The organism is Paraburkholderia saeva, from assembly GCF_907164555.1.
GTDB lineage: Bacteria > Pseudomonadota > Gammaproteobacteria > Burkholderiales > Burkholderiaceae > Paraburkholderia > Paraburkholderia saeva.
This window is the reverse complement of the sequence record NZ_CAJQZC010000018.1, coordinates 1-21,842: the sequence shown is the minus strand read 5'-3', so window position 1 is coordinate 21,842 and position 21,842 is coordinate 1. Positions and strand designations below refer to the sequence as shown.

21 protein-coding genes and 1 pseudogene are annotated in these 21,842 nt (G+C 61.6%); 10 read left to right on the top strand and 12 right to left on the bottom strand.

The genetic code is table 11. The features are described 5' to 3' along the window. Nucleotides 1-154: 154 nt before the first annotated feature. Nucleotides 155-1,186 (bottom strand): HAF repeat-containing protein, encoded by a 1,032-nt coding sequence (locus tag LPA36_RS28610; protein WP_228883877.1) that lies wholly within the window; start codon nt 1,184-1,186, stop codon nt 155-157. 494 nt (nt 1,187-1,680) lie between these two features. Here LPA36_RS28610 and LPA36_RS28605 point away from each other — a divergent pair, with 494 nt between their 5' ends. Beyond that, on the top strand, nt 1,681-2,112 hold the full coding sequence (locus LPA36_RS28605) for a hypothetical protein (protein WP_228883876.1): 432 nt from the start codon (nt 1,681-1,683) through the stop codon (nt 2,110-2,112). A 228-nt stretch (nt 2,113-2,340) separates the two neighbouring features. Next, entirely contained in the window at nt 2,341-2,724 is a 384-nt protein-coding gene (locus LPA36_RS28600; protein ID WP_228883875.1) for a nuclear transport factor 2 family protein, read from the top strand. 104 nt (nt 2,725-2,828) lie between these two features. Here the strand turns inward: LPA36_RS28600 and LPA36_RS28595 are convergent, their stop codons facing one another. Next, entirely contained in the window at nt 2,829-2,978 is a 150-nt protein-coding gene (locus LPA36_RS28595) for a hypothetical protein (RefSeq protein WP_228883874.1), read from the bottom strand. 171 nt (nt 2,979-3,149) lie between these two features. Continuing rightward, nucleotides 3,150-4,610 carry an amino acid permease gene (locus LPA36_RS28590; RefSeq protein ID WP_407674356.1) on the bottom strand — a complete coding sequence of 487 codons (1,461 nt, stop codon included), beginning with the start codon at nt 4,608-4,610 and terminating at the stop codon, nt 3,150-3,152. Nucleotides 4,611-5,136: 526 nt separating this feature from the next. Between LPA36_RS28590 and LPA36_RS28585 the strand changes: the two genes are divergently transcribed. Genes LPA36_RS28585 through LPA36_RS28575 form a run of 3 tightly spaced genes read left to right on the top strand, consistent with a single transcriptional unit; the run spans nt 5,137 to nt 9,868 of the window. Then, nucleotides 5,137-8,061: a molybdopterin oxidoreductase family protein gene (locus LPA36_RS28585; protein ID WP_228883872.1), complete on the top strand. Its 2,925-nt coding sequence runs from the start codon at nt 5,137-5,139 to the stop codon at nt 8,059-8,061. Nucleotides 8,062-8,071: 10 nt separating this feature from the next. Further along, nucleotides 8,072-8,860 (top strand): 4Fe-4S dicluster domain-containing protein, encoded by a 789-nt coding sequence (locus LPA36_RS28580; protein ID WP_228883871.1) that lies wholly within the window; start codon nt 8,072-8,074, stop codon nt 8,858-8,860. Nucleotides 8,861-8,908: 48 nt separating this feature from the next. After that, nucleotides 8,909-9,868, top strand: a complete 960-nt coding sequence (locus tag LPA36_RS28575; protein WP_228883870.1) for a dimethyl sulfoxide reductase anchor subunit family protein — start codon at nt 8,909-8,911, stop codon at nt 9,866-9,868. A gap of 25 nt (nt 9,869-9,893) precedes the next feature. On the opposite strand, the gene LPA36_RS28570 is transcribed toward LPA36_RS28575, so the two are convergent. The 8 genes from LPA36_RS28570 to LPA36_RS28535 form a co-directional block, all read right to left on the bottom strand. Continuing rightward, on the bottom strand, nt 9,894-10,145 hold the full coding sequence (locus LPA36_RS28570) for a DUF1488 family protein (RefSeq protein ID WP_228883896.1): 252 nt from the start codon (nt 10,143-10,145) through the stop codon (nt 9,894-9,896). Between the two features lie 14 nt (nt 10,146-10,159). Then, on the bottom strand, nt 10,160-10,315 hold the full coding sequence (locus LPA36_RS28565; RefSeq protein ID WP_228883869.1) for a hypothetical protein: 156 nt from the start codon (nt 10,313-10,315) through the stop codon (nt 10,160-10,162). Nucleotides 10,316-10,725: 410 nt separating this feature from the next. Continuing rightward, complete coding sequence (locus tag LPA36_RS28560) at nt 10,726-11,538, bottom strand: ABC transporter permease (protein ID WP_228883868.1); 813 nt, start codon at nt 11,536-11,538, stop codon at nt 10,726-10,728. Between the two features lie 38 nt (nt 11,539-11,576). Continuing rightward, entirely contained in the window at nt 11,577-12,830 is a 1,254-nt protein-coding gene (locus LPA36_RS28555; protein WP_228883895.1) for an ABC transporter permease, read from the bottom strand. A 37-nt stretch (nt 12,831-12,867) separates the two neighbouring features. Next, nucleotides 12,868-13,923, bottom strand: coding sequence for an ABC transporter substrate-binding protein (locus tag LPA36_RS28550; protein ID WP_228883867.1), 1,056 nt, complete (start codon nt 13,921-13,923; stop codon nt 12,868-12,870). A gap of 1 nt (nt 13,924) precedes the next feature. Next, the gene (locus LPA36_RS28545) at nt 13,925-15,106 is read right to left on the bottom strand and encodes an ABC transporter ATP-binding protein (protein ID WP_228883866.1); all 1,182 of its coding nucleotides are present in this window, start codon (nt 15,104-15,106) and stop codon (nt 13,925-13,927) included. 29 nt (nt 15,107-15,135) lie between these two features. Continuing rightward, entirely contained in the window at nt 15,136-16,299 is a 1,164-nt protein-coding gene (locus LPA36_RS28540; RefSeq protein ID WP_228883865.1) for an SRPBCC family protein, read from the bottom strand. Nucleotides 16,300-16,474: 175 nt separating this feature from the next. Next, nucleotides 16,475-17,401 (bottom strand): LysR family transcriptional regulator, encoded by a 927-nt coding sequence (locus LPA36_RS28535; RefSeq protein ID WP_228883864.1) that lies wholly within the window; start codon nt 17,399-17,401, stop codon nt 16,475-16,477. A gap of 289 nt (nt 17,402-17,690) precedes the next feature. Here LPA36_RS28535 and LPA36_RS28530 point away from each other — a divergent pair, with 289 nt between their 5' ends. The 4 genes from LPA36_RS28530 to argE are packed head-to-tail and all read left to right on the top strand — an operon-like array spanning nt 17,691 to nt 21,394. Beyond that, complete coding sequence (locus LPA36_RS28530; RefSeq protein ID WP_228883863.1) at nt 17,691-19,058, top strand: flavin-containing monooxygenase; 1,368 nt, start codon at nt 17,691-17,693, stop codon at nt 19,056-19,058. Between the two features lie 54 nt (nt 19,059-19,112). Beyond that, nucleotides 19,113-19,550, top strand: a complete 438-nt coding sequence (locus LPA36_RS28525) for a RidA family protein (RefSeq protein ID WP_228883862.1) — start codon at nt 19,113-19,115, stop codon at nt 19,548-19,550. 10 nt (nt 19,551-19,560) lie between these two features. Beyond that, a complete protein-coding gene (locus LPA36_RS28520) occupies nt 19,561-20,238 on the top strand; it encodes a DUF1028 domain-containing protein (protein ID WP_228883861.1) in 678 nt (225 codons plus the stop codon). Then, nucleotides 20,231-21,394 (top strand): acetylornithine deacetylase, encoded by a 1,164-nt coding sequence (gene argE / locus LPA36_RS28515; protein WP_228883860.1) that lies wholly within the window; start codon nt 20,231-20,233, stop codon nt 21,392-21,394. The genes LPA36_RS28520 and argE overlap by 8 nt, the downstream gene beginning before the upstream one ends. A 72-nt stretch (nt 21,395-21,466) precedes the next feature. Here argE and LPA36_RS28510 read toward each other — a convergent pair. Further along, nucleotides 21,467-21,682: pseudogene (locus LPA36_RS28510) on the bottom strand (helix-turn-helix domain-containing protein); the annotation flags it as partial. On the opposite strand from LPA36_RS28510, the gene LPA36_RS28505 reads away from it, so the two are divergent. Beyond that, nucleotides 21,624-21,842: hypothetical protein (locus LPA36_RS28505; protein ID WP_228883899.1), on the top strand; the 219-nt coding region annotated here is incomplete at its 3' end. The pseudogene LPA36_RS28510 and the gene LPA36_RS28505 overlap by 59 nt on opposite strands.

Sequence of the window (21,842 nt, the reverse complement as noted above, 5' to 3'; positions counted from 1 at the left end):
GGCGTCTCCTTGACAGCTGCCAAACCGCAAAAGAAGCACCTGCAACAGTCTAACGCCGCGCCGCGGCACGGTACCGTCCGGGCTTACCCGGTGTTGCGAACGTGACTAATTTGCGGATCGCGTTCGCCCTGTACGCGGGGCTGGAGATCTGCGGCTATTTTTCCCGTGTCCAGAGAATAGCGTGCGACGTGGCGTTACCCGCGATCTGGCCGCGTCCGGTGATTCCGACAGCTTCGCTGAAGTTGTCCCCGGGCAGCGTGCCCAGGTCCGTCATCACGCCGTGGGCAAACAGAAAAGCATGCGGGGAGTACGGGCTGGTTCCGGCATCCGATTCGCCGACCACCTGACCGCGATTGTCGATCCCGAAAGCGTTACTGTAGTTGCGACCGGGGAGCGTCCCCAGGTCAGTCATCACCCCGCGTTCAAACAGAAAGGCGTGCACATACCCGCTTGAGGTCGATGACACGCCGACCACCTGGCCACGATCGTTGATCGCCTGAGCGTGGCTGAAGTTCTGCCCGGGGAGCGTGCCCAGGTCGGTCATCACCCCGTGATCAAACAGAAAGGCGTGCGCGTACCCGCTTGCGGTGGACGAGTAGCCCACCACCTGGCCACGATTGTTGATCCCCAAAGCTTCGCTCTCATCGCCACCGGGGAGCGTGCCCAGGTCAGTCACCACCCCGTTTTCAAAGAGGGAAGCGTGCACGTACCCGCGTAAGTTGGACGAGTAACCGGCCACCTGGCCGCGCTCGTTGATCCCGGCAGCAGCGCTGAAACTGCCACCGGGGAGCGTACCCAGGTCGGTCATCACCCCGTGTTCGAACAGAAAGGCATGCTGGTTCCCGCGTGCGGTGGACGAATAACCCACCACCTGCCCGCGATTGTTGACCGCGGCAGCTGAGCTGGAACTGCCGCCGGGGAGGGTGCCGAGGTCGGTCACGACCCCGTTTTCAAACAGCGTAGCGTGTGTGTTCCCGCCCGCGGTGATCGAGTAGCCGACCACCTGGCCGCGCTCGTTGATCCCGAGCGCGTTGCTGTAGTCGCCACCCGGAAGCGCGCCGAGATCCTTGATGACAAAACTCTGGCCCGCGGCGGGCTGGGTTGCGACGGCCGCGAGCAGGGTGAAAACAATCAGGGCTCGACGAATATAATTCGTATCGCTAATTAGTTTGCATGCGGATTGCATAGTGGCCCCCTTTCACGGGAAGTAACCAGGATCGCAATCGACGCCCTGGCCGCAAGCGTGCCGGATGAACTTTGAAAAAGACCCAGCCAGCAAGAAAAAGACAGTGCTAACGTTTCGCCTTCGGCCTTGGGCGGTCAATAGCGAGAAGCCAGGAGGGAGCCAGCAATCATGTTGACGGCTCCATTCACCTGCAAGACTATTGGGCTTCGATGGAGTGGAGGGTCGTTCGGATTGCTGGACGGCACAAGGAAGTTATCGACCAGTCTAGTCTATGGAATGCTATTTTCAACGTATTAAGTAGCGGGGCAGATCGATGACAATGCAAAATTGCGATGACTTGCGTTTGCTCGATAGGGGATAAACGAGAGTCGGTTTTGTGCGCCCGTCTCAGTTCGTATCGTAAGGATCGAAGACAGAACCGCCGTTGCCGGGGTATTGCGCTTTCTGCGTGTCTGGCTCCATCCGTGGAAACGCCGCTGAATCTAAAAGAAGACATGAGAAAACAGATCCTCGCTGCGCTCGCAGCCACCTTGTTCGTGACGTGCGTTCATGCGCAAAGCAACGCGTCCGGTCCGCTCGTGACGCCCTCGGGCAATCTGCAATTCGTGCGCGTCGATCGCGATTTCGTGGGGATGCTCGACAAGGAAATTTTCGATCGCTTCGACGCGACCACACTCGCGCATTTCGATGACGTCGGCAGCGCAAATGACACCGTCACGCGCACGCTCGTGCAAACCGATTCCGGCCCGGTCCTGTATGATTTTCGCCACCGTCCGCCACTTGTGCAGCGCACGGGCAAGCGCATGACGGTCAAGCGCGTGTTCTGGCAAGGCGATGAAGTCGTGATGCAAAGTTCGCAAGGCTGGTTCCGGTTCGAACGCGGCGTGCTGACGAAGCTGCAGTCGTCTACGACGACGTACCATTGATCACGCACTCCGCAATCCAGCCTTCGCCAGAGCGTCATCGGCCCACTGCGACTTGTCCCTGCAGGAACCCTTCGCTGCGGCCCGGCAGTTCGTATGCCAGACTCGATCAAGAAGCCGATCTGTTTTCGTTAGCAAGGAATGGGCTGCGAGGCGGCCAGCTGACGTGACTACGTTGACGTTTTTTCTGCTCATGGGCGTTCGTGCCTGAACGCCGTCCGGAGGCACTCCATGCGGGAAGAAAGCATACGCGAAGCCCTGAATGCGCACTGGCAGGCGTCGGCGGCCGGCGATCTGGACGCAGAACACGATATTTACGATGACGATGCGGTCTGTGACTATCCCCAGTCAGGCGAGCGGATCGTCGGGCGAGTGAATTTACAGGCGCTTCGGGGGCATCATCCAGGCAAACCCTCCGGGTTCGAAGTCAGGCGAATTCAAGGGGAGGGTGATCTCTGGATAACGGAATACACCATCACCTATCAGGGGCGAGTGGCGTACACGGTAAGCATTATGGCGTTCCGCAACGGCAAGGTCGTTCACGAGACCCAGTATTTCTCGGATCCCTTTGAAGCACCGGCCTGGCGGAGTCAATGGGTTCAGAAGATCGTGTGACGTCGCTTCGCGGCGAAACAGGCATATCGGCGATGCAGTGTCATCGTCGGCAGTACCCGGAGATCAATCCGCCATGCGCATCAACGAAACAACGCGTCCTGCTTCTAGTTTCTTTCGCGGTCATCCACCATGCCGCGCCTCATAAACACATCGATGGTATCCGCGCGCGACGAGGCAAAAGCCCTGATCACCGTAATACCGACGAGAGACAAAATAATCACCACGGCCGGAATTTCAAGGAAGGTCATGCTCACGGGAACACTCCTCATAGTCCACGTGTCGTCGCGAGCAAACGAAATAACTTCGCATCACGACGACACTTCACGTTTACGAGTGTAAGCAGGCGAGACCTTTACGCCAAACGAGCAGTTTTCATCGATATGTGAGAAATATTGCAGTAGCGCCAGGCCGGCACCCCCTCGTTCTCAGTGACGCTCGGGAAACCGCAGCTTCGAATGATTCCGTCCGTACGTCACATAGATGGTCAATCCGATCACCAGCCAGACGACGAGCCGCACCCAGGTGACGAGCGGCAGTCCCGCCATCAGCAGCAGGCAGAACAGGATCCCCAGAACCGGCACAATGGGTACACCCGGAACGCGGAAGGGGCGTGAAGCACCGGAATCACTGCGTCGCAGATAGATCACGGCGCCGCACACAAGGATAAAGGCGAACAGGGTGCCGATGCTGACCATCTCCCCAAGCACGCTGATCGGCGTAAGCGCGGCCACGATCGCGACGATTGTGCCGATCAGGATCTGACTCAGATGAGGCGTCTGAAGACGCGGATGAACCCGCGCGAACAGAGGCGGGAGCAAACCGTCCTGCGACATCGTGAAGAAGATGCGGCTCTGCCCGTACAGGAGCACGAGAATCACGGTGGTCAGTCCGGTTAGCGCGCCGATCTTGATCAGGACGGAGAACCAGGTGAGACCGATGGCGTCTACGCCTTTAGCGATCGGATCCGGAACATTCAACTCCGCGTAAGGTACGAGCCCGGTGAGCACACCCGCGACGAGGATGTACAGCACTGTACAGATGACCAGCGATCCCAGGATGCCTATCGGCATGTCGCGCTGCGGTTTCTTCGCTTCCTGCGCGGCAGTGGACACCGCATCGAAGCCGATGAACGCGAAGAACACGACGGCCGAGCCACGCAGAATTCCGCTCATGCCGAAGTTGCCGAACTCTCCCGTATTTGCCGGAATGAACGGATGCCAGTTCGCCGGCTTGATGAAGAACACGCCGAGTGCGATGAAGGCGACCACCACGACGAGTTTGACCGCCACCATGATGTTGTTGAGCCGTGCGGATTCCTTCGTGCCGAGCACGAGCATGGTGGTGAGAATCGCGATGATCACGATCGCCGGCAGATTGACGATGCCTGTTGCTGTCGTCCCGTCAGCGAGCTTGATGAGGGTGCCGGGCGCGGTCGCCAGAACGGGCGGTATATTGATTCCCACGTTGTGCAGCAGGCTTACGATGTAACCGGACCAGCCGACCGCAACGGTCGCGGCACCCATCGCGTATTCGAGGATCAGGTCCCAGCCGATGATCCACGCGAATATTTCGCCCAGCGTCGCATAGGTATAGGTGTAACTGCTGCCGCATACGGGCAGCATGGCCGCCAGTTCGGAGTAGCACAGGCCGACGAACGCGCACGCTATACCGCCAAGCACGAAGGACAGGACGATGCTGGGGCCGGCGAACTGCGCTGCGGCGGTGCCGGTCAGGACAAAGATGCCTGCGCCGATGATGGCGCCGATTCCCATCGCCGTGATGCTGGTGGCGCCGAGCGTTTTCGATAGCGCGTGGCCTCCTTCCACATCAGCGCTTCCCACGATATCCGCGACGGATTTTCGTGCCATGTAGCTCGTGTCAGCCATGATGAGTCGTCCCGTTCAAGTGGTGTCTGGAAACGAACCGACCCGGCTTGCTTCGGCTCGTGGAGCACGACAAAAACATCTGCTAAGGAAGACAGGGGATGCGTGGTGGAGGGGCATGTCAGATTCAGTGTAGTCCGGATTGAAAGTAAAGTGAAACGGACGTCCGGTACCGGGAAGGTTGATCATCTCCCGCACCATAGGTGGCGCATCGGGCCTGGATGCACGGTAACCCTCCCCCTCGGCGAGAGGGGGGAATCGATCGGTCGCGTTCGGTATGCTTTGCACAATGACGCGGGCAAGCATGCCGGAGCGTTAAAGGAACGATCCGTCACGTCGCGCACGCCAACGCATGCGTGTCAATCAGTCGGCCCGGGGGGCTGGAAGCGTAACTATAGGCCTGGGCGATAGAGTCAATATGAAATGGCGACTTTTCTTCGGTATGTATCGCTCCTAGGATTCGAGGGTAGTTCGACGTATTTCCGCACGCACGCGCGCATACACTGCAGCGTGCCCACGTGAGGCGCATATGAAACACCACGCACGTACGCAGAACGAGACACTCGAAGTCAAGACCACGACGTGCTACATGTGTGCGTGCCGGTGCGGCATTCGCGTGCACCTGCGTGACGGCGAGGTGCGCTACATCGATGGCAACCCCGACCATCCCTTGAACCAGGGGGTGATCTGCGCGAAAGGTTCGTCGGGGATCATGAAGCAATACTCTCCGGCGCGACTGACCCGGCCGCTGATGCGCAAAGCGGGCGCGGAGCGTGGCACCGCGCAGTTCGAACCTGTGTCGTGGGAGGTGGCATTCGCCACGCTCGAAAAACGCCTTGCCCATCTGCGCGCCACCGATCCGAAGAAATTTGCGCTCTTCACCGGGCGCGACCAGATGCAGGCATTGACGGGGCTCTTCGCCAGACAGTTTGGGACACCGAACTATGCGGCGCACGGCGGATTCTGTTCGGCGAACATGGCGGCCGGCATGATCTATACGATCGGCGGTTCGTTCTGGGAGTTCGGCGGCCCGGACCTCGACAACGCGAAGCTGTTCTTCATGATCGGCACTGCGGAGGATCACCATTCGAATCCGCTGAAAATCGCGTTATCGAAGTTCAAGCGCGCCGGCGGCCGGTTTATCGCGATCAATCCGGTTCGCACCGGGTACGCCGCGATTGCCGACGAATGGGTGCCGATCCGTCCCGGCACTGACGGTGCGCTGTTCATGGCGTTGATCCGTGAGCTGATCGAGAGCGACGCCTACGACCATGAGTTCGTCTCACGCTACACGAATGCCGGCGAACTGCTCGACATGAATGCGGATGCCGACACGTTTGGCCTGTTCGTGCGCGACCCCGAGACACCCGAAGGCAATCCGCTGTTTCCGCAAAATCATCTGTGGTGGGACCAGATTACCCGGCGCCCGGTGCTGCATCACACGCGCGGCGCAGTGCCGGCGATGTCGGGAAGCTACACGCTCGATGACGGCACGCCGGTGACGCCTTCGTTTGCGTTGCTGCGCGAGCGCGTGGCCGGCTGCACGCCGGAATGGGCGGCCGGGATCACCGGCATTCCCGCCGACACGATCGGGCGGCTTGCACGCGAGATGGCGGACGCAGCGCGCGATCACAAGATTACGTTGCCGATCCAGTGGATTGACGCGTGGGGCGAAATCCACGAGACGGTCACCGGCAACCCGATCGCCTTTCACGCAATGCGTGGCCTCGCAGCGCATTCGAACGGCTTTCAATCGATTCGCGCGCTGGCCGTGCTGATGTCGCTGATGGGCACGATCGACACCCCGGGCGGCTTCCGGCACAAGGCACCGTACCCGCGTGCGGCGCCGCCGTCGGCCAAACCGCCGAACAGTCCCGACGCCGTGCAGCCCAATACGCCGCTGGCCGCCGGGCCGCTTGGCTGGCCGGCCGCGCCCGAAGATCTTTTCATCGACGCCGCGGGCAACCCGGCCCGTATCGACAAGGCCTTCTCGTGGGAATATCCGCTCGCCGTGCACGGCCTGATGCATAGCGTGATCACCAACGCATGGCGCGGCGACCCCTACCCGATCGACACACTGCTGATTTTCATGGCCAACATGGCATGGAACTCGTCGATGAATACGGTCGAAGTCCGCAAGATGCTCGTGGACAAGCGCGATGACGGCGAATACAAAATCCCGTTCCTGGTGGTTTGCGACGCGTTCCAGTCGGAGATGACCGCGTTCGCCGACCTGATCCTGCCCGACACCACTTACCTGGAGCGGCACGACGCGATGTCGGTGCTCGACCGGCCGATCTCGGAGTTCGATGGTCCGGTGGATTCGGTGCGTGTCCCGGTCGTGCCGCCAACCGGCGAATGCAAGCCATTTCAGGAAGTTTTGATTGAACTGGCGAGCCGTCTGAAGTTGCCGGCGTTCACAACGGCTGAGGGCACACGAAAATTCCGCGACTATCCGGACTTCGTCGTCAATTTCCAGACCGCGCCGGACTCGGGCGTGGGTTTCCTGATCGGCTGGCGCGGCAGGAACGGTGACAAGGCGCTGGTGGGCGAGCCGAATCCGGACCAGTGGGAGCAGTACGCGAAAAACAACTGCGTATTCCATTACACGCTGCCCGAGACGCTGCAGTACATGCGCGGCGTCAACGGCCCCTATCTGAAGTGGGCGGTGGAACACGGCTTTCGCAAGTTCGATACGCCGATCCTGATCCAGCTTTACTCGGACGTGATGCAGAAATTCCGCCTCGCGGCGCAAGGCAAAACCACCGGGCGCCAGCCGCCTGACCACCTGCGGGCACGTGTTGAGCGGTACTTCGATCCGCTGCCGTTCTGGTACGAACCGCTCGAACTCGCCGCCACCGATCTTGAGCGCTATCCGCTTGCCGCTATCACACAGCGGCCGATGGCGATGTATCACTCCTGGGACTCGCAGAATGCATGGTTGCGGCAGATTCATGGGGAAAACTACCTGTTCATGAATCCGTTGATGGCACGCGCAAACGGTATCGAAGACGGCGGGTGGATTTACGTCGAATCGCAGTGGGGCAAGGTGCGCTGCATGGCGCGTTACAGCGAGGCGGTGGAACCGGGCACGGTGTGGACGTGGAATGCGATCGGCAAGGCGGCTGGCGCGTGGAACCTCGGCCCCGACGCCAATGAATCGCAACGTGGCTTCCTGCTGAATCACCTGATCACAGACGAACTGCCGGGCACGGCGCGACACCCGGCGCGTACCTCGAATTCCGATCCGGTCACCGGACAGGCGGCATGGTACGACGTGCGCGTGCGGATCTATCCGGCCGAGGCCGACGCGGATCACACGTTGCCGCAGTTCGCGCCGATGCAGGCGCTGCCGGGTTCGACCGGTGTCGTGCAGCGCCTCGTGCAAACCTATTTTGCCGGGCGCGGCGAGTTCGCGGCGCGCCTGCGCGGTACGCCCAGGCGTAACGGATGAGGAGCCTCTCATGACACAGATGGCGCTGGTAATCGACCTTAATGTCTGCGTGGGATGCCATGCGTGCGTGACGAGTTGCAAGGAATGGAATACGTCGGGCGAGGCGGGCAGTCTGGCCGACTTTCGTCCCTACGACGCCGATCCGTCGGGCACGTTCTTCAACCGGGTGCAGACCTTCGAAGCGGGAGAGTTTCCGCTCACCGACACGATCCACTTCCCGAAGTCATGTCTGCATTGCGAAGATCCGCCGTGCGTGCCGGTGTGTCCGACCGGCGCGAGCTACAAGCGCAAGGAAGATGGCCTGGTGCTGGTCGATTTCGACAGGTGCATCGGCTGCAAGTACTGTGCGTGGGCGTGTCCTTACGGCGCTCGGGAACTCGACGAAGCGCGCAAGGAGATGACCAAGTGCACGCTGTGCGCGGACCGCATCCATAACGAGGCGCTGCCCGAACGCGACCGCAAGCCTGCCTGTGTGCTGGCGTGCCCGACCTCCGCACGGCTGTTCGGCGACGTTCACGATCCGGATTCGGTGGTGTCGCAGGCAATTCGCGACCGTGGCGGCTACCAACTGATGCCGGAATGGGGCACGAAGCCCGCGAACCACTACTTGCCCCGCCAGAAGAAATCCTCCTCCTGCGACGGCGACGCGTGTTCCTGCAAGTCGGACAGCGTACAGGCCGGGTCCTCTGTTCCTCAAGCGGGGATTTTCCTGGTTCAGGAGACTTCCTCCGGCGCGTCGATCGAGCAGCAACTGGAGCGCGGGCACCTGCACCTTGCAGCCGCGGCGAGGCGTGAGTGAGTCGAACGTGCCAGCACAACCCGCAATGAGGCGATTGAGGAGGGATAGATGAAACCCGCATTTTCGGTCGTATTTCTGACCACATTGAGCGGTGCAGGGCAGGGCTTGTTGATAGCGCTGTTCGGCGTAGAGTTCGCGTCGCGACTGGGTTTGATTGCGACTGCCATGGCGCCGCCCCAGACCTTCTTTGTCGTTGGCGCGGCGCTCGCGGTAGTGCTTGGCGCGTTGGGCCTGCTCGCATCGTTTTTCCATCTCGGGCATCCGGAGCGCGCCTGGCGTGCGGTCGCAATGTGGCGTACGTCGTGGCTGTCGCGCGAATGTCTCGCCTTGCCCGTGTTCCTTGCCTGCGCGTTTGCCTACGGCATTGCCCATTGGTCAGGCTCGCCCTGGTCGCTGGCGCTGGGCGCGCTTGGCATGCTCGCGAGTTTGGCGCTCTTCGTATGCACCGCGATGATCTATGCGTGCCTGCGCTTCCTCCAGGAATGGGCTACGCCGCTTACGATGGTGAACTTCGTGCTGCTCGGATGCGCATCGGGGTTCACGCTCGCGACGGCTTGTGCCGCGTGGCTCGCACCATCGCTCGTGGCGGTACTTGCGGTCTGTTCATGCGTGCTTACGCTGGCGGGTTGCGCGAGCCGGGTTGCATCGCTCGTACGCAACGCGCGCTTGCGGCCGAAGTCGACAGTACAGAGCGCGACGGGCATCCAGTCACCGAAGGTCGTGCAGACCTCGCGTGGCTTCACCGCAGGCGCATTCAATTTGCGGGAGTTTTTTCACGGGCAGACGCCGCGCGCGCTGCAACGCATCAAGTGGACGTTTCTCGTCGCTGCATTTGCCGTTCCCTTCGGTCTGACTGCGCTGGGCGGCAGTTCGACTTCAGTCCCTGTGTCGATCTGGCTGCTTTGTGCCGCCTGTGCGATCCAGTATGTCGGGCTGGTGGCCGAGCGCTGGTTCTTCTTTGCAGAAGCCCGGCATCCGCAGAATCTTTATTACCGGCAAGCGTCGTGAGCGGGCAGGTTATACGGTTTTCCATTCAGGAGATCGTGTACCTGTTGCGGGGACCGCTCTTATACAGGTTCCGCGCGAGTTCCTGAATCCGGTCCCGGTTACGATCGAAGGCGGCCAGCAACGCAGGTTCGTCAGAACCCTGGTCGGGGTTCAGCTTTGTCAGCATCGCATCTTCGACCAGAAATGCGATCTCACGAGCGTCGTCGTAACCCCAGAAGCAGACGCAATGCCTGGATGCGTCGTAGGAGCGACTGGGGTTGGGGAAATTGATCACAATGAATCGCGCCCCGTCTAATCTTTCTGGCAGACATACCGCCACTTGCCGGCGTTGACGTCAATGCGGGCGTCGTTGTCCTGCCGCTTCTGGGCGCGGTCGTTATCCGCCTTTGCGATCGCCGCGACACGCGCTTTCTGCGTGAGGGCGAAGTCACTCTGGGTGGCGGACATGGGGGATATCGTTCGGGCTGTCTTTTGCATTTCGACTCCTTTAATAAAATTCTGGATTCCACGGTATCCCATGGGTATCGCGATTGAGTGGAAGCCGACGCAGAACCGAAGACGGTACGTGCCGAATACGGCCAGTGTGCGCCCTATACCGCAGTAATGCACGCGTAATCTAAAGGATGTGCATCCGAACATACGTTTGTCACCGGATTCAGCCAGGACCCCAGGGCGAAATCAGAACGGGCGCTTCGCACAGGACATGAACACGCTTGATCGAATCGCACCAGGCGGCCACGCTGCAGGTCAACGCGAGGATGTCGTTTGAGGCCGGTGCCGAGGGAAGCGTAGCAAGACGCGTCGTTTCTTTAACGTGCGTGCTGGCAACGGCAATGCATGCTGACCGGGAGGGGGCGTCAGGCCCTTATTCTAGCCCCACGCAGCCAGTTAATGCTCGCGAAGAGCAGCACTGCGAAGACGATCAGCATCGTCGCCACGGCGAGGATCGATGGGTCGATCGAGTCGCGAATGCCGCTCCACATCCGCCGCGGCACGGTTGTTTGATCCGGGCCGCCGATGAACAGGATGACGATGACCTCGTCGAATGAGGTTGCGAAGGCGAAGACGCTGCCGGTCGCGACCGCCGGCGTGATGAGCGGCAGGATCACGCGCCTGAATGTGACCCATGGCGTTGCGCCGAGCCCGGAAGCGGCGCGCAACAGACTCTGGTCGAACGAAAGCAGCGATGCCGTCACGGTGATCACGACGAACGGTGTGCCGAGCGCCGCATGCGCCAGCACCACGCCGGGATACGAGTTCACGAGGCCGAGCGGCGCGAAGATCAGATAAAAGCCCGCGGCGACGACCACGATCGGCACGATCATCGGCGAGATGATGATTGGCATGATCACCGGGCGCAGCGGAAACTGCGCGCGCGAAATCCCCAGCGCGGCGAGCGTGCCGAGACATGTGGCGATCAGTGTCGATGCCGCGCCGATGCCGATGCTGTTCAGCAGCGCGCGTTGCCAGTCGGGGCTTGTGAGCGCCTGCTCGTACCAGCGCAGGGAAAAACCCTGCAACGGGTAGGAGAAGTACGAGCCCGAATTGAACGAGAGCGGGATGATGGCGAGGATCGGCGCGATCAGGAAGAACAGCACAAGCGCTGTATGCAGCCGCACCCAGCGCCCGGCGATGCGCTCCGTCCGTACCGTGTTGCGTTGACCTTGCATGTCGTTCCTTCGTCGTGTCCGCGTGTCTCGACCTGATTTCAACCAAACCGCAGGCGGTCGATGCCGACAAGGCGGTTGAACAGAAAATAGAAGATCGCCGTGAAGATCACGAGATAGGCCGAGAGCGCACCGGCGAGGCCCCAGTTGAGTTGCGTGTTGGTCTGTATCGCGATGAGCTGGCTGATCATCTCGTCGCCTGCGCCGCCGAGCAGCGCGGGCGTGATGTAGTAACCGAGCGCGAGCACGAATACGAGGAAGCAGCCTGCGCCTACGCCAGGCAGCGTCTGTGGAATGTAGATCCGCACGAACGCGGTGAACGGGTGCGCACCCAGCGATTGCGCGGCTCGCACGTACACGGGCGATACGCTTTTCATCACCGAGTAGATCGCGAGAATCATGTAAGGCAGCAGGACATGCGTCATGCCGATCAGCACGCCGGTGCGGTTGAAGATGAGCGGCAGTGGATGCGTGGCGAGCCCGAGACCCATCAACAGGCTGTTGATGACGCCGCCCGGTTGCAGCAAAACGTACCACGCAGTCGTGCGCACGAGCAGCGAGGTCCAGAACGGCACGATCACGAGAAGCATCAGCCGGTTGCTGCTTTTCGCAGGCAGATTCGCGAGCAGCCATGCGACCGGATAACCGAGCAGGAGGCACAGCAGCGTGACCGTCGCGCTGATCGAAACGGTGCGTGCGAACGCCTGACGATAGACGGAAGCGTTGTCAGGTACAAACGCGACCGCGCCTTGCGGTGTCACTTGCGCATCGACGGCGGCGAGCAGAAAGTCCGGTGTCGGCGATGTGGCCGCCCGCTTCAGCAGGCGCCACGTCTCCGGCGAATTCCAGCGTTCATCGAGCTCGACGAGCGTCGGTTTCCACGCGCCCGGCGCATCGGCGGGCAGCTGGCGCGCGGTGCGCATCAACAGGCTGCGGAACTCGGCCTGAGCGAAGTTCAGGCGTCGCGCGACAGTGCCGAGCTGTCCGCTTTGCTGCGCTTCTCTCAGCCCCGCAGCAAGCAGGGCGAACGTGTGCTCGTCCGGCACGCCGCGTCCGTCCCACGCATCGAGCGCGTGCGTGAGCGCGGGCATGCTGTCGGGCACTTCGTGGTTCTCCACGCTGCGCGCGAGCAGCAGCCCGATCGGCGCAATGAACGTCGAAAGCAGAAACACGAGTAGCGGCAGTGCAAGCAACAACGCCTGCGCCGATGCGCGGCGGCGCGCCTTCTGAAACGACGCGCGGCCCCCGGCTCTCGTCGGAGAGCCCGTGCCCCTCGCGGGGGCCGAAGCGGGCATGTGAGTAGTCAAGTTGGGCTCTCGTCGGACGATGGGATTACTGCGTCAGCCAGACCTGGAAGCGCTTGTTGATCTGGTCGGCGTTGTCGGCCCAGAAGTTCGCGTTGATCTGCAACGCGCGCTTGAAGTTGTCGGGCGCGGTCGGCAGATCGGCGAGACGCTGCTTGTCGATGAGCGCGATCGCGTCCTTGCGCGGCGGCGCGTAGGCGATGTACTTCGACAGGTCCGCATACGCCTTCGGCTGCGAAGCGGAGACGATGAATTTCGCGGCGGCATCGGCGTGCTTCGCGCCCGTCGGCACGGCCCACCAGTCGAAGTCATAGACCTGAGCGTCCCAGACAGACTTGAATGGCTTGTTGTCTTTCTGCGCGGCGTCGGAAATACGGCCGTTGTAGGCCTGCGTCATGACGACCGCGCCGTCCGCGAGTAACTGCGGCGCCTGCGCACCCGACTCCCACCACACGATGTTCTGTTTGATCGTGTCGAGCTTTTTGAACGCGCGATCTACGCCGGCAGGCGTCGCGAGCACCTTGTAGACATCCTTCGGTGCGACGCCGTCTGCGATCAACGCCCACTCCATCGTTACCTTGGGCGACTTGCGCAGGCCGCGCTTGCCGGGGTATTTCTGCAGATCGAAAAAGTCGTTGATGGAAGTCGGGGCAGTCTTGAGCTTGCTCGCGTCGTACGCGTAGACCGTCGACCAGACCATGCTCGCGACCGCGCAATCGCTGATCGTCCCGGGGATGAAGTCGCTCGTCTTGCCGATCGACTTCCTGTCGAACTTCTGCAGGAGGCCTTCGTCGCAGGCAGTGATCGCATCGTTCGTTTCGAGGTCGATCAGGTCCCACGTCGTGTTCTTCGCCTGCTCCATCGCAGAGAGTTTCGCGAGGCCGCCGTCATACGATTCCGTGGAAAAGCCGATGCCGGTGGCCTGCGTGAACGGCTCGAAATAGGCCTTTTTAGCCGCTGCCTCATACGCGCCGCCAAAGGTCACGACGGAGAGCGTCTCGGCTGCCTGAGTGGTCACGGTGGTGAAAGCCGCTGCGGCGAATACGGCGAGTGCGGCGCTTTGTGTTTTGATGAGAGTGCGCATGTCAGTTGGCTCCTGCTGGTGCGGTCGTGATGATGGAAGGTGAGGGCGGTGTGGATACATGAATCGTGGGCGTGCTGCGTGGCACGCTCATCGCGAGAATCTTGCAGTCGTCGTGGCGCCATGCGATCTCGATGGCGCTGCCGGGCGAAGGCAACGCATGGCGCTGTGTATTCGGCACTTTCACGACGAAGGAATCGCGCGAACCGAGCGCGAGGTGCACGCGATGATGATCGCCGCAATACACCAGCTCCTCGACGCGTGCGCGCACCACATTGCTGTGTTCGTCGGCTTGCGCGCCTTCGGCGCTGGGAATATGGGCACGTTCGGGGCGCAGCGCGAGCATCGCTTCGTCGCCCGCGCGCAGGCCAGGTTCGCAACGGCCACGAATGATGCTGCCGTCCGACAGCGCGAATGTCGCCCACTCGTCATTTGCATTGACGACGCGCCCGGTCAGCCCGTTGTTCTCGCCGACGAAGTTCGCTACGAACGCGTTCTGCGCGTTCTCGTAGAGTTCGCTTGGTGTCGCGGCCTGCTGGATACGACCATCGGAGAATACGGCGACACGATCCGACATCGTGAGCGCTTCGGCCTGATCGTGCGTTACGTAGACGATCGTCAGCGACAGTTCGCGATGCAGACGCATGATTTCGTATTGCATGGTCTCGCGCAGGTGCTTGTCGAGTGCGCCGAGCGGCTCGTCCATCAGCACGACGCTCGGCTCGAACACGAGCGCGCGCGCGAGCGCCACGCGCTGCTGCTGTCCGCCGGAGAGCTGCGCGGGACGACGGTTCGCCAGATGCGGCAGTTCAATCATCTCGAGCGCGCGCTTCACGCGCGTCTTCTGCTCGGCACGGCTCACGTGTCGCACGGAAAGCGGAAACGCGACGTTCTCCGCAATCGTCAGATGCGGAAAGAGCGCGTAGTTCTGAAACACCATGCCGATGTCGCGCTGATGCGGAGGCTTGTCGTCGAGCCGCCGTCCGTCGAGGCGTATTTCGCCGTGCGTGGGCGATTCGAATCCCGCGAGCATCATGAGCGTCGTCGTCTTGCCCGAACCTGACGGACCGAGCAGCGACAGGAATTCTCCCTTGCGCACGTCGAGGTTCAAGTCATCGACGACGTATTGCGCGCCGTCATACGACTTGCTTACGCCCGAGAATGAAATGAAGGAAGGGTTTGACATCGTGATCGCGTCCTGTCGATAAGGCGTTTTCAATGCGTGCCGGGCTGCGTCGCGGCGACCTTGCTGGCGACGTAGCGCGCGAAGTCATAGTTGGGGCGTTCTAGAGGGCTCAGGTTGCCGGGCTTCGCGAGCGGCGCGTGCACACCGCGAAAGACGGCTTCCACGCCGCGTTTGTCTTCCGCGTTCACTTCATCGAGCAGCTTTTTCAACGTCGTCATGTGCGCGTTGGCCTCGGGATCCGCGATGAACTCCGGCGCAAGTCCGCCGCCGAAGCGGATCTGCACGCGGTCCACGCCTTGAGGCTGCAGCACGAGATACCAGAAGTAACCCGGCGTGAGCGTGACGAGATGCGTCGGGTAGATCGCAAGCAGCGCCGTGGTCTTGCGCCAGTGTCCCGTGAGACGCGTGTTGTCCGGATGCGCGTTGCCGATGGGCAAGGACGCTTCCTTCGTGATCCAGTGGTAATTGAAGGCGGGATGGCCGGGCGGGCATTCCATTTCCTCGAGCCGCGAATGGGGGCCTACCGTCGCCCGATGCAGCATCGGCAGGTGATAGCTCTCCATGAAGTTTTCCGTGAGGATCTTCCAGTTCGTGTCCCACACGTGCTCTTCATGGAAAGTTTCGATGTAGTCCGACATGCCGTATGCACCGATGAGTTCGTCCAATGCGGCGAGCTGCTGATGCACAGGCGGAGCGTTTTCGTCGAGCGTCACGTAAAGCCAGCCCTGCCATTCTTCGCAGCGCACGGCGGGCAGCCTGTAGCCTTCCTTACAGAAGCCTTCTTGCCGGTCCATGAGCGGCGCGCCTTGCAGCGCGCCGTCCAGCGAATAGTTCCACGCGTGATACGGGCAGACGATGCGACGCACGTTGCCGCGTCCTTCGAGCAGTACGGACATGCGATGCAGGCACACGTTCGACATCGCCTTGAGCTGCATCGTTTCGTCGCGCAGGATGACGACCGGTTGCGCGCCTATACGCCCTGTCATGTAATCGCCAGGCGCTTTGAGCGCGCTGGCGCGGCCGATGCATTGCCATTCGCGCTCGAAGATAGTGCGCTCTTCAAGTGTGAGGAATTCGGACGACGTATAGACGCCGGGCGGCATCGCATGCGCATCGCTGAAGGGCCGTTCGCAACCCGCCTGCAACTCGTCAACAAGCGCCTGCACTGCGATCGTCCTTGCCGGGTTGGCCATGGTGTCTCCTTGATTCCTCATGGTGAGAGCGGCGACACCGCTATTGCGACGAAGCGCTCAACATGGACTCCAATCTATCAAGCCAAATCACAAGCCAAAATATTGTTTTTAGATACAAAGCAAAGCTTTTACCTATGCAGCGGGTACCGGCTTGAAACAGGCCGGGAGCACGGGTTCATGCATCGAGATGCAGTCGCTGAATATAGGTTTCACAGAACGACGCGAAGCGCTGCACAACCTGGCGCGGCTTCATCGTTCGCGATTGCGCGATGCCAAGCATCGTCGCATTGACGTTGTCTTTGAAGCGCTTAATGACGAACTCCTCTCCATCTACCGTGCGATTCGATTTGAGCGGAAAGTTGAGCAGGCTATAGCCGAGACCGTTAGCCACCATGCCGCGCACGACCTCTGGCTGCGATGAGCGGAACGCCGGCACCGGGCGGCTGCCCACCGCATCGAAGAGCGCGGCGAAATACTCGCGGCTGTGCGGCAGGTCGAGCATCACATACGGCTCGGGCAAGAGATCTGTCAGCGACACCTTGCGGGCACGTGCCAGCCGATGCGTCCTCGGCAGGATCGCGTACGGCGGCAGCGAAAGCAGCGGCGTGAAGGCGATGTCCTCGGTCAGGTCGAGGCTGTAGGTGAGGGCGATGTCGAGCGAGCCGTCGTGGAGACCGCGCAGGAGGCCGTCCTGATTGGCCTCCACTGTGCGAAACGAGATGCCTGCGTGCTCGTCCGCGAAGCGGCTGATGAGCCGCGGCATGAGCGGCGGGGCGAGCGAGACGAGGCAGCCGAGCGTGATGGCGCCTGTCATGCCGCCGTCCATTTCCTTGGCAGCCATCTGCAATTCTTCCGCGATTTTCAGCAGATTGCGCGCCTGCCCGAGCAGATCGCGTCCGGCCTGCGTGAGCGAGAGGCCGCTCGCATGATGTCGTATGAAGAGTTGCACGCCGAACGACACTTCGAGGTCGGCGAGCGCCGTCGAAATGGACGGCTGGGAGATGTGCAGGCGCTTCGCGGCAGCAGTGAACGACAGCACTTCCGCAGTGACCACGAAATAGCGCAACTGGCGCAACGAGTACCGTAACGGGTGACTTTCCATCGACCACGCTCCATGTTCAAGCCCCTCAGTGGACCGCACACATCCGGCCGCACTGATGGGCGCCATTGTGGAACGGTCAAAAAGGCTTGCATAGGTAAATCCGATGCCATGCATTTTTTAAATATATTTTTCAGATTCTGATGGGGCGCGTAGATTTTCAGTCAGACGAACGGACCGGGCGGCAGTACGCCGCAGGAAAACACAACTGGCCCGCAACGGTTGCGCGCGCTCGAAGGCCGCGAGGCCGCAATCCGGTAGAAACACACCGCCTTTTCAGAAGGACATAGCCATGACACTGGAAGCAACGTCAATCGACACGCTCGTGGTCGGCGCCGGCCAGGCCGGCGTTGCCATGAGCGAACACTTGAGCAAGCTCGGTGTGCCGCATCTCGTGCTGGAACGCGCCCGGATCGCCGAGCGCTGGCGCACCGGGCGTTGGGATTCGCTGGTTGCCAATGGCCCCGCGTGGCACGACCGGTTCCCCAATCTCGAGTTCGCGGACTTCGACCCGGACGGATTCGCTTCGAAGGAGCAGGTCGCGGATTATTTCGTCGCTTATGCGAAGAAGTTTGAAGCGCCGATCCATACCGGCGTGGAAGTAAGGAAGGTCGTGCGCAATGCGGGGCAGCAGGGCTTCACCGTCGAAACATCGGAGGGCACGATCAAGGCCGATCGCGTGGTCGTCGCGACGGGACCCTTCCAGCGGGCCGTGATTCCGCCGATCGCGCCGCAGGATTCGAGGCTCACGCAGATTCATTCCGCCGACTACCGCAATCCCGCGCAATTGGCTGAAGGCGGCGTGCTGGTGGTGGGTGCAGGATCGTCGGGCGTGCAGATCGCGGACGAGTTGCAACGTGCGGGCAAGCGTGTCTATCTGTCGGTTGGCGCGCATGATCGTCCGCCGCGCGCCTACCGTGGGCGCGATTTCTGCTGGTGGCTGGGCGTGCTCGGCGAATGGGATGCAGAGGTCATGAAGCCGGGCAGGGAACACGTCACGATTGCGGTGAGCGGTTCGCGTGGCGGCCATACGGTCGACTTCCGGCGTCTCGCGCATCAGGGCATCACGCTCGTCGGCCTCACGAAGTCTTTCGACGCTGGCGTGGTGACCTTCGAAGCGGATCTCGCAGAGAATATCGCCCGGGGGGACGAGAACTATCTGTCGCTGCTGGACGCAGCCGACGCCTATGCGGAGCGCAACGGCCTCGATCTTCCGGATGAACCCGAAGCCCGCGTCATTCCTGCGGACCCCGAATGCCTGACGCACCCGTTGCACGATCTCGATCTGGCGCAAGCCGGTGTAACGTCGATTGTCTGGGCGACCGGCTATGCCGTCGATTTCAGCTGGTTGAACGTCAACGCCTTCGATGAGAAAGGCAAACCGAAGCATCAGCGCGGCGTATCGAAGGAGCCGGGCATCTATTTCCTCGGTCTGCCCTGGCTGTCGCGCCGCGGCTCCGCATTTATCTGGGGCGTGTGGCACGACGCGAGGCATATCGCCGATCACATCGTCACGCAGCGGAAATATCTCGCCTATTACGATGAATCACAACGCCATCCACAGTGCCGCGATGCGCAAAGCGGCGATAGCATCGAAAGCGTTGAAAACACGCCGGCCGGTTCACGCGTGCACAAAGTCAGCGAAATGGGCGTGAACTGATGCGCACGCCTCTTTAGTCAACGATCCATTTCTTCCCAGCATTAAGGTGCATTGATGAGCCAACCTACGCATACCCGTATCCGCATGTTCAACACGAAGGATACGTATCCGAACCAGACGCTCGACAACGATCTCTGTCAGGCCGTGCGCGCGGGCAACACCGTCTATGTGCGCGGTCAGGTGGCAACCGATTTCGAAGGCCGCCTGGTCGGTCTCGGCGATCCGCGCGCCCAGGCCGAGCAGGCCATGAAGAACGTCAAGCAGTTGCTGGAAGAGGCGGGCAGCGACCTGTCTCATATCGTCAAGACGACGACGTTCCTGACCGACATCCGTTATCGTGAGCCGGTCTATCAGGAAGTCGGCAAGTGGCTGAAGGGCGTGTTTCCCATTTCCACCGGCCTCGTCGTGGTCGCACTGGGTCAACCGCAATGGTTGATGGAAATCGACGTTATCGCCGTCATTCCGGACGGATGGACGCCGCCGAAGGCCTGAGGAGCGGGACATGACATTTTCTATCGTCGGACGCTGCCCGGAATCCGGGCAGCTCGGCATCGCGATCAGTTCGTCCAGCATCGCGGTAGGCGCCCGATGCCCATGGCTGCGCGCAGGTGTGGGCGCGGTGGCGACGCAGAACGTCACGCTGCCTGCGCTCGGCCCGCAGATTCTGGATCTTCTGGAGAACGGGCAGCTCGATCCCGCCGCAGCTTTGGAGCGTGTACTCGGCGCGCGCGAATGGAGTGAGTACAGGCAGGTGACAGTGATTGACAGCCAGGGCCGCACGGCGTTCTTCAGCGGCAAGGAAGCGCTGGGCACGTATCACGCCGTCGCTGGCGAGCAATGTGTAGCCGCAGGCAACATGCTTGCTGGCGTCGAAGTGATAGAGGCGATGATTCCGGCTTTCGAGCAGACATCCGGCACGCTTGCCGACCGCCTGCTCGCGGCCATGCATGCCGCGATGGCTGCCGGCGGCGAAGCCGGGCCCGTGCATTCGGCGGCGCTCAGGATAGTGGGCGACGTGATCTGGCCGATCGCGGACTTGCGGGTCGACTGGGCCGATGACGACCCTATCGGCCAGCTCGACGGTCTATGGCAGGCGTATCGGCCGCAGATGCAGGACTATCTGACGCGCGCGCTGAATCCGGTTGCCGCGCCGAGCTACGGAGTGCCCGGCAATGAATGACAGATCCAGCCGCGCGCTGCTTGAACGGCTGATCGGCTTTGCCACGGTCAGTCGCGACTCCAATCTGGAGATGATCGAATTCATTCGCGAATACCTCGACGAACTCGGCGTCGAAAGCGAGCTGTTCTACAACGTCGAGCGCACCAAGGCGAATCTGTTCGCGACCATCGGCCCGCGTGAAGGAGGCGGCATCGTGCTGTCCGGCCATACCGACGTCGTGCCCATCGATGGCCAGCCGTGGACCGTCGATGCATTCCGTCTCACCGAACGCGATGGGCGTCTGTATGGCCGCGGCACGGCCGACATGAAGGGCTTCATTGCTTCGGTGCTGGCGGCGGTACCCGTGTTCATCGAGCGCGATCTGAAAGTGCCCGTGCACCTCGCTTTTTCGTACGACGAGGAAGTGGGATGCCTCGGCGTCCGGCCGATGCTGGCGGAACTGGAACGACGTGCGCACAGACCGGCCCTGTGCCTGATCGGCGAGCCGACCGGGCTTAAGCCGGTGCTGGGCCACAAGGGCAAGCTGGCGATGCGCTGCCAGGTGAAAGGTGCACCTTGCCATTCGGCCTACGCGCCGTACGGCGTCAACGCGATTCAATACGCGGCGCGGATGATCGGTCGCCTGGAGGAGATCGGCGAACAGCTGGCACAACCTGAGCATCACGACGAGCGGTTCGATCCACCGTTCTCGACCGTGCAAACAGGCGTGATCAGGGGCGGCCGTGTGCTGAATATCGTGCCCGCCGAATGCGAGTTCGACTTTGAAGTGCGCGCGCTGCCGGGTTTCGATGCCAACCAGGTCGCCGACGCGTTGCAGGACTACGTCGAAGCCGACCTGCTGCCGAAGATGCGCGCAGTGAAGTCCGACACCGACATCCGCCTTCAGCCGCTCTCCGCCTATCCGGGCCTCGCGACTTCGCCCGACAGCGAAGCGGCGCGTCTTCTGGCGTTGCTCAGCGGCTCCAGCGAGTTCGGCACGGTTGCGTTCGGCACTGAGGGCGGCCTTTTCGAGCAGGCGGGCATTCCCACGGTGGTGTGCGGACCGGGCAGCATGGAGCAGGGGCACAAGCCGGACGAATTCGTCACCGTTGAACAATTGCGCAATTGCGATGCGATGCTGGCCCGGTTGGCGGATTACCTCTCAGCTGCGACGTAGGGTCCATGCATTTCGTTTGGGACGGGCGTTGGCGCTATAGCGGCAACGCCCGTTGCTTCTTGCTGGCACAGGCAGCTTGTGGTTGTCCGGGCGTCCACGCTTGCCAGATGCCACACCAGACGGCCCGTACTGTCGGAGCCGGCTCACCCGCCGCTCGACCTGACGCACCGTCAGACCCAGCCGCTCAGCAGCCCGCCCGGGCTTCAGTCCCATCTCAACGATCGCCTGAATGACCTTGAACCTGTCCAGTTCGCGCATCGTCATCGTTATCCGTTCGGTCGCAGCCATCCATGCCTCCCGCGCCGGATCGCCGGCGGCCGGTCAGCTTACGCTGCGGAAAAGCGGACATTTGAACTTGGCTAAAAGCGGACATTACTGCTTAGCCTCTACAACCAATGTCGAGGCTGGTTTCAGATGTCCGGGTTTGGGCTTTTTAGAAATGTCCGGT